Annotated in this window: 6 protein-coding genes; all 6 read right to left on the bottom strand. The window is 64.5% G+C overall.

Annotation, left to right across the window (positions count from 1 at the left end):
- Positions 1 to 296: Rho termination factor N-terminal domain-containing protein (locus L979_RS00960; protein WP_047688157.1), on the bottom strand; the 296-nt coding region annotated here is incomplete at its 3' end.
- A gap of 338 nt (positions 297 to 634) precedes the next feature.
- Entirely contained in the window at positions 635 to 1,600 is a 966-nt protein-coding gene (gene thrB, locus L979_RS00955; protein ID WP_047688155.1) for a homoserine kinase, read from the bottom strand.
- 43 nt (positions 1,601 to 1,643) lie between these two features.
- Positions 1,644 to 2,753, bottom strand: a complete 1,110-nt coding sequence (gene thrC, locus L979_RS00950) for a threonine synthase (protein WP_047688154.1) — start codon at positions 2,751 to 2,753, stop codon at positions 1,644 to 1,646.
- Between the two features lie 73 nt (positions 2,754 to 2,826).
- Positions 2,827 to 4,206, bottom strand: coding sequence for a homoserine dehydrogenase (locus tag L979_RS00945; protein WP_081993499.1), 1,380 nt, complete (start codon positions 4,204 to 4,206; stop codon positions 2,827 to 2,829).
- A gap of 81 nt (positions 4,207 to 4,287) precedes the next feature.
- Entirely contained in the window at positions 4,288 to 5,865 is a 1,578-nt protein-coding gene (locus L979_RS00940) for a diaminopimelate decarboxylase (protein ID WP_081993500.1), read from the bottom strand.
- 83 nt (positions 5,866 to 5,948) lie between these two features.
- Positions 5,949 to 7,601 (bottom strand): arginine--tRNA ligase, encoded by a 1,653-nt coding sequence (argS, locus tag L979_RS00935; RefSeq protein WP_047688152.1) that lies wholly within the window; start codon positions 7,599 to 7,601, stop codon positions 5,949 to 5,951.
- Positions 7,602 to 7,605 lie beyond the last annotated feature (4 nt).

Here is a 7,605-nt window from a genome sequence, read left to right as displayed (position 1 = left end):
GTTTCAGATCCGGCTGAACCCTGGGCATCGTTGATGCCTGCCTTGGCGGAGGCACGCTGGGCAGTCTGTTCGATCTGCTCGGTGACCTTGCGGTCGCGGGCGGCCACGCTGCCACCGCGCTGGTGGGCCTCAATGGCGTCCACCAGCAGGGACTTGCGCATGCGGCGCGCCCCGGTGATCCCCAGCTGGGCAGCCAGAGCCTGCAACTGTGCAAGCTTCAGACCGGAGAGACCGGTGCCCTTGGTTGATGAAGTGTCCTGGTCCGTCCCGGTGTTCAGGTCGGTGGTTTCGGTCACGAAGGTTTCCTTTTCCCTCGATTGGGGCAATCGGCACTCAGACGCCGGTTGCCTTGACTGTTGGTGCGGGCCGCACACAGCGGGCCGCCCACACCCGATCAGACGGGGTGTGGTCAGCGGCGGTTCGTGGGTCAGCCCAGCAGTGGTACGGGCACACCGCACCGTTGGCTGAAGCTGATGAACGTCACGGTTGACCGTGATACCGGAGACCCACAACAGGGTTCCGATGGTCGTTGAACCGCCTGACCCCTGAACTGTTCACCACTGAGACGATGCAATGCCGCACCGCCCGGTGATTGTTCACGGAGTCGGGATGTACCTGAGTGACCTGGATCAGATCACATGTTGAGGTACTCGACCACCCTAGCACCCTGCTTGGGTACGGTCAGCCGCAGAACACGCCAGGTGACGTGTTCACGGTCAGCTTCCGGATCAGCCACGAACCGCGCGATCTCAGCCTCCGCCTCATCGGCAGCCGCGGTGGACGGCGCCACAGTGAGGACAGTGGGACCCGCCCCGGAGATCAGGGCCGCATGGCCGTGCTCCCGCAGGTGAGCCACCAGGGCAGCGCTGGGAGGCATGGCCGGTGCCCGGAACGGCTGGTGCAGACCGTCATGGGTGGCCGGCAGAAGCAGCTCGGGGCGGCGGGTCAGAGCCTCCACCAGAAGGGCTGCGCGTCCAGCGTTGACGGCTGCCGTGCGGTGATCAACTTCACCGGGCAGCAGGGAGCGCGCAAGTGCTGTGGAGACCTCGTAATTGGGAATGGCCACCACGGGGACGACGTCGTGGTGGACCTCCACCGGTGCGCAACGCCAGGTTCCCGGCTCCCCCCAGGAAATGGTCAGGCCACCGTTGAGCGAGGGCGCCACGTTGTCCGGGTGACCCTCCATGGCAGCGCTGACCTGAAGGAGTTGGTCATCATCCAACTGCGCGGATTCCGGCAGCAAAGCGTTGGCCGCCACCACCCCCGCCACGGCACATGTGGCTGATGACCCCATGCCGCGGCCGTGAGGGATCCGGTTTCTGGTGGTCAGGTGCAGACCCGGTTGATCCTCAAGCCCGGCTGCGGTCCAGGCTGCGCGGATGGCGCGCACCAAGAGGTGGTCCTCCGTGCGGGGCACGGATTCGCTGCCTTCCCCGTTGAGATCGAACTCCAGTCCCGCTTCCCGGATCTCCACCCGCACGGTGTCGTCATGGCTCAGAGCCAGGCCCAAGCTGTCAAAACCAGGTCCCACGTTGCCGCTGGAGGCAGGAACCTCCACCGTGACCGCTCGGTCCGGCGTCAAGACCTCACGCCACTGCATCACATGCCCCGTTCCTGGTTGATCCGTGCAGACACCACAGGAATCACTCCAGTCCCAGAGCCGCCGCCACGGAGACGACGTCAAAGTCCACCCGCCGGGGCTCAGCTGCCGTGGGGTCCTCTGCTTCAGCACCCTTGATGGCCCACTGAGGATCCTTGAGCCCGTGGCCGGTCACCGTGATCACAATGGTGGCCTCGGACGGTGCAGCCCCTGCACGGAATTTCTTCAGCAGACCGGCCACACCTGCAGCCGAACCAGGCTCCACAAACACCCCGTCACGGGAGGACAGGAAACGCTGGGCCTCGATGATCTCCTCATCCGTGACGGATTCGATCAACCCACCGGACTCGTCCCGGGCGGCAATGGCGGTGTCCCAGGAGGCCGGGTTGCCGATCCGGATGGCCGTGGCAATGGTCTCCGGCTGATCGATCGGGTGCCCCGCCACCAGAGGTGCTGCACCTTCGGCCTGGAAACCCCACATGACGGGGGTCTTGGTGGCCACAGCGGGCAGGTCTGTCCCGGCGTCATTGGTGAAGGTGGACGCGTACTCCGTGTAGCCCTTCCAGTAACCGGTGATGTTCCCGGCGTTGCCCACCGGCAGGATGTGGTAATCCGGGGCATCGCCCAAGGCGTCCACCACCTCAAAGGCAGCGGTCTTCTGGCCCTGGATACGGTACGGGTTCACGGAGTTGACCAGGAACACCGGGTAGGAATCGGAGAGCTTGCGGGCCACCTCCAAGCAGTTGTCAAAGTTGCCGTCGATCTGGATGATGTCCGCCCCGTGCGCCACGGCCTGAGCCATTTTGCCCATGGAGATCTTGCCCTCCGGCACCAGGACCGCGCAGCGCATGCCGGCCTGCTTGGCGTAGGCGGCAGCTGAAGCGGAGGTGTTGCCCGTGGAGGCACACACCACGGCCTTGGCACCTTCTTCCTTGGCGCGGGTGATGGCCATGGTCATGCCACGGTCCTTGAAGGAACCCGTGGGGTTCATGCCCTCGAACTTGACCCAGACATGATTGCCCGTCAGTTCGGACAGGGCGTGGGCCTTGATCAGCGGTGTGCCACCCTCCCCCATGGTCACCACGGGGGTGGAATCGGTGACCGGCAGGCGGTCTCGGTACTCGTTGATCACGCCTTGCCACAAGTGCGCCATGGTTCTCTCCTGAGTCTGTTCAACATCGGTGTGGAGCTCCGTTTCCGGGCTCCGTTGCTCTGATGGGGCTGATTCAGTTGTCGTTCTCCACGCGGATCAGCCCGCGCATGTCCAGGACCACGTCCATCTGGCGGATGGCCTCCACAGTCCGGACCAGGTCGGCATTGCGCGCCCGGTGGGTCACAAACCTCAGTTCGGCCTGACCCTGACCCGGATGGGCGGGGTCTTCCGGAAGGTCGCGCTGCTGCATGGTGGAGATGGACACCCCGTGCTCGGCGAACACGGAAGAGATCTCCGCCAGAACACCGGTACGGTCCGGACACAGCAGGGTCAGAGCAAAACTGGTCTTGACCCCGTCCATGCCTGTGGCAGGCAAGCCTGCGTGGAAGGTGGGACCCACGCCGGGACCACCTGCCACGGAGCGGCGTAGTGCTGCCACCAGGTCCCCCATGACGGCGGAAGCTGTGGGCGCGCCACCGGCGCCAGGTCCGTAGAACATCAGTTCACCGGCGTTTTCCGCCTCCACGAACACGGCGTTGAAGGCGCCGTGCACACCGGCCAAGGGATGTTTGCGCGGCAGCATGGTGGGCACCACGCGCAGATTCACCTTTTCCTGCGCCTGATCACCCTCACCCTCGGTGACCCGCTCGGCCACACCCAAGAGCTTGATCACAAAACCGGACCGGCGTGCAGCTTCAACGTCCTCTGCCGTGACCCCGGTGATCCCGCGGCAGTAGACGTCGTCGAACGTGTAGGACGAGTGGAACGCGATCCCACCCAGAATGGCTACCTTGGATGCGGCGTCATGACCTTCGACGTCGGCCGTGGGGTCAGCCTCTGCGTACCCCAACCGCTGTGCTTCAGCCAGGGCGTCATCGAAGCTGGCACCCGTGGTGTCCATCTGGTCCAGGATGTAGTTGGTGGTGCCGTTCATGATGCCCAGCACCCGTTTGACCTTGTCCCCGGACAGCGAGTCCAACATGGGGCGCACAATCGGAATGGCACCTGCCACAGCGGCCTCGTAGGAAATGCTGGTCCCAGCGGCCTCAGCGGCGGCATGCAACTGCTCACCGTGCTGGGCCAGCAGTGCCTTGTTACCGGAGATCACGGGCTTGCCTGCATTCAGTGCACGCAGGATCCGAGTCTTGGCCGGCTCAATGCCACCGGTGAGTTCAACCACCACATCGGCGTCATTGATCAGTGCGTCGGCATCCGTGGTGAACAATTCCAGGGGCAGCGTGACGGTGCGCGGGGAATCGACGTCGCGAACAGCAATGCCGATCAACTTAGGGCGGGCGCCGATCCGCTCCCCCAGCTCAACGGCGTCCGTGAGCAGAATCCGGGCCACCTCCGCGCCCACGTTGCCGGCACCCAACAGGGCCACGCGCACGGTGGGAACGGATGATTCAGAAGCAGAGCTTGCCGGCCTCTGGCTCTGGGAAGAATTGGTCACAGGGTGCTCCAAGACGTAGTGCGTGAAAGGCAATGGGTCAGGGCGGATGTGATCTGCCCGTGGTCAAACGGATGCTCGTGGTCAGGAACCTGGACCATCAGGGGAATCTGCAGGCTCCACGGACATGCGGGCAAAAAGGTCGTCCTCGGTTTCCCCCCGGACAATCACGCGGGACTGTCCTTCCCCGTCCACGGTGCGCACAGCCACCACCGTGGGGCGCGGCAACCAGTTGTAGTTGTTGGACAGCGCCCAGCAGTAAGCGCCCGTTGCCGGCACGGCCAGCAGATCACCTGCGGTCAGGTCGGAGGGCAAGTAGGTGGTGTTGACCACGATGTCCCCGGATTCGCAATGTTTGCCCACCACGCGGGAAAACACCGGGTCCCCGGTACTGAGCCCACCCTTGGCATCAGCCACCACCACGGAATAGTCCGCGCCGTAGAGCACCGGGCGTGGGTTGTCAGACATACCACCGTCCACGGAGACGTAACGGCGGGCCTGGCCCGGTTCCACCGTGACGGCCTTGAGCGTGCCCACCGTGTAGAGGGTGATTCCGGCTGGGCCCACAATGGCTCGCCCGGGTTCAAAGGACAGGTGTGGGACGGGGAAGTCCAGCCGCCGGCACGTACCCTGCACGGCTTGTGCCAGGGCATCGGCAATCTCCTGGGCAGGCCGCGGTGTGTCCGCCTCCGTGTAGGCGATCCCGTAACCGCCGCCCAGGTCCAGTTGGGGCAGCTGAACACCGAACTTCTCCCTGACCTCAGCCATGAACGTCAGGACTCGCTCGGCGGCCTGGGCAAAGCCTTCGGCCGCAAAAATCTGGGATCCGATGTGACAATGGATGCCCTGCAGATCAATGTTGGGGTGAGCCACACAAGCACTCACAGCACGCATGGCCGCCGACGGAAGTTCAGCAGCTGCGGACCCATCTGCAACATCCTGGGTGCTCACACTGGAGTCGTCAGCCAATGCGTCCGCTGCCTGGGCATCCGTGGCACGTGCCGGGGCCAGGGACATTCCGAACTTCTGGTCCTCATGGGCGGTGGCAATGAAGTCATGGGTTTCGGCGTGCACACCGGGGGTCACCCGCAGCATCACCGGAGCCGTCACGCCCAAGGTGCGGGCCAGACGCCCCACCAGTTCGATCTCCGGCAGGGAATCCACCACAATGCGCCCCACACCGGCATCCAGTGCCCGAGTGATTTCAGCAGCCGATTTGTTGTTGCCGTGCAGGGCCATGCGGGCCGGGTCCATGCCACCGCGCAGACCACAGGCCATTTCCCCACCGGATGCGGTGTCCAGATTCAGTCCTTCCTCACGGACCCAGCGCACCACCTCCGGGGTCAGGAAGGACTTACCGGCAAAGTACACGGAAACCTCCGTGCCCACCCGGGAAAAAGCCGACTCGAAAGCCTCCCGGAAGCCGCGGGCGCGATCACGGAAGGTGTCTTCCGAGATCACGTACAGCGGGGTTCCGTAGGTTTCGGCCAGCTTGGCCATGCTGATCCCGCAGACCGTCAGCTGCCCGTTGGTCCCCCGCCCAAAGGCATCCGGCCAGATCTTGCGGTCCAACTCCTGCCAGTCACTCGGCACGCTCAACCATGACGGCGCCAAGGTGCTGGGCCCCGTCTGCCAGGTGTCCTCCTGCTGCGGTTCAACCACAGGAACGGGGCGGAGGCGGAAGCCGGTGGTGACGACGTCGTCGGCGTCGTCGTAGGCGTCGAACTGCTCGAACTTGCTCACGGTCACATCCTTTCGGGTGCGGAAACGCCCAGCAACTCCAGGCCGTTGGCCAGCACCTGACGTGTGGCGTCATTGAGCCACAGGCGCGTGCGGTGGGTGTCAGAGACTTCCTCGTCAGCCAGCGGGGTCACACGGCATGCGGCATACCACCGGTGATAGGCCCCGGCCAGTACCTCCAGGTGGCGGGCCACACGGTGGGGCTCGCGCAGCTGCGCGGCCTCAGCCACCACGGAGGGGTAGGCGCCCAGTGCGGCCAGCAACTCGCCCTCCGTCTCATGCGAGAGCAGAGATGCGTCAAAACCGTCCCGAGTGACACCGGCGGCCTCCGCGTTGCGGTCCACCGCGCAGGTCCGCGCATGGGCGTACTGGACGTAGAACACGGGGTTCTCATTGGAGCGCTTGACCAACAGGTCAAGGTCGATGTCGATGTTGGAGTCCACCGAATACCGAGTCAGAGCGTACCGTGCGGCATCCACGCCCACGGCACCCACCAAGTCCTCCATGGTGACCACGGTTCCAGCCCGCTTGGACATGCGCACCGCCACGCCGTCCTTCACCAGATTCACCATCTGGCCGATCATGACCTCCACCTTGGCGGGGTCATCCCCCAAGCTGGCCGCCACGGCCTTCAGACGGGCCACGTAACCGTGGTGATCCGCACCCAGCATGTAGATGCACAGATCAGCGCCGCGGTCGCGCTTGTTCTTGAAGTAGGCGATGTCTCCGGCAATGTAGGCGGCGTTGCCATCGGACTTGATGACCACGCGGTCCTTGTCATCCCCGTGGTCAGTGGAGCGCAGCCACCAGGCGCCGTCGTTGAAGTACAGGGAGTCCTGGGACTTCAGCTGCTCCAACAGGGTCTCCACGGCGCCGTCCTCGAACAGCGAATTCTCGTGGAACCAGACATCGAACTCCACGCCGAATTCGCGCAGGGACTCCTTGATGTCGCCGAACATGAAGTCCACACCCGCTGCCCTGAAGGCCTCCTGTGGGTCCTCTGCCTGCAGCGCGTCAGGGTTGGCGGCCAGCACCCGGTCAGCGATCTCCGCGATGTACGCACCGCCGTAGCCATCCTCAGGAGTCGGCTCATGGCGAGCCGCGGCCAGCAGAGAGCTTGCAAAACGGTCGATCTGCGCACCGTGATCGTTGAAGTAGTACTCGCGGGTCACATCAGCGCCCTGTGACTGGAACACGCGCGCCAGGGAATCACCGACGGCCGCCCACCGGGTACCGCCCAGATGGATCGGTCCCGTGGGGTTGGCGGAGACGAACTCCAAGTTGATGGTGGTCCCAGCCAGTGAATAACTGCGGCCGTAGTCACGGCCGGCCTCAACAACAGTGCGCGCCAGCTCACCCGCAGCAGCCGTGTCGAGAGTGATGTTCAAGAAACCCGGACCGGCGATGTCAACGGAAGCGACGCCGTCGTGCGCCTGCAACCGCCGCTGCAGCACAGCGGCAACCTCACGCGGCGGCTTGCCGACCTTCTTGGTCAGCTGCATGGCGATGTTGGTGGCCCAATCCCCGTGGTCACGGTTCTTGGGACGCTCAACCTTGACGTCAGGCAGCTCTGTACCTTCCAGGAGGGACAACTCCCCCTGAGTCACGGCCTCACGCAGACATGCGGATACAACGGCAGTCAATTCTTCGGGAGTCACCGGA

The organism is Kocuria sp. ZOR0020, assembly GCF_000800955.1.
GTDB classification, from domain to species: domain Bacteria; phylum Actinomycetota; class Actinomycetes; order Actinomycetales; family Micrococcaceae; genus Kocuria; species Kocuria subflava.
This window is presented reverse-complemented; position numbering and strand designations above follow the sequence as displayed.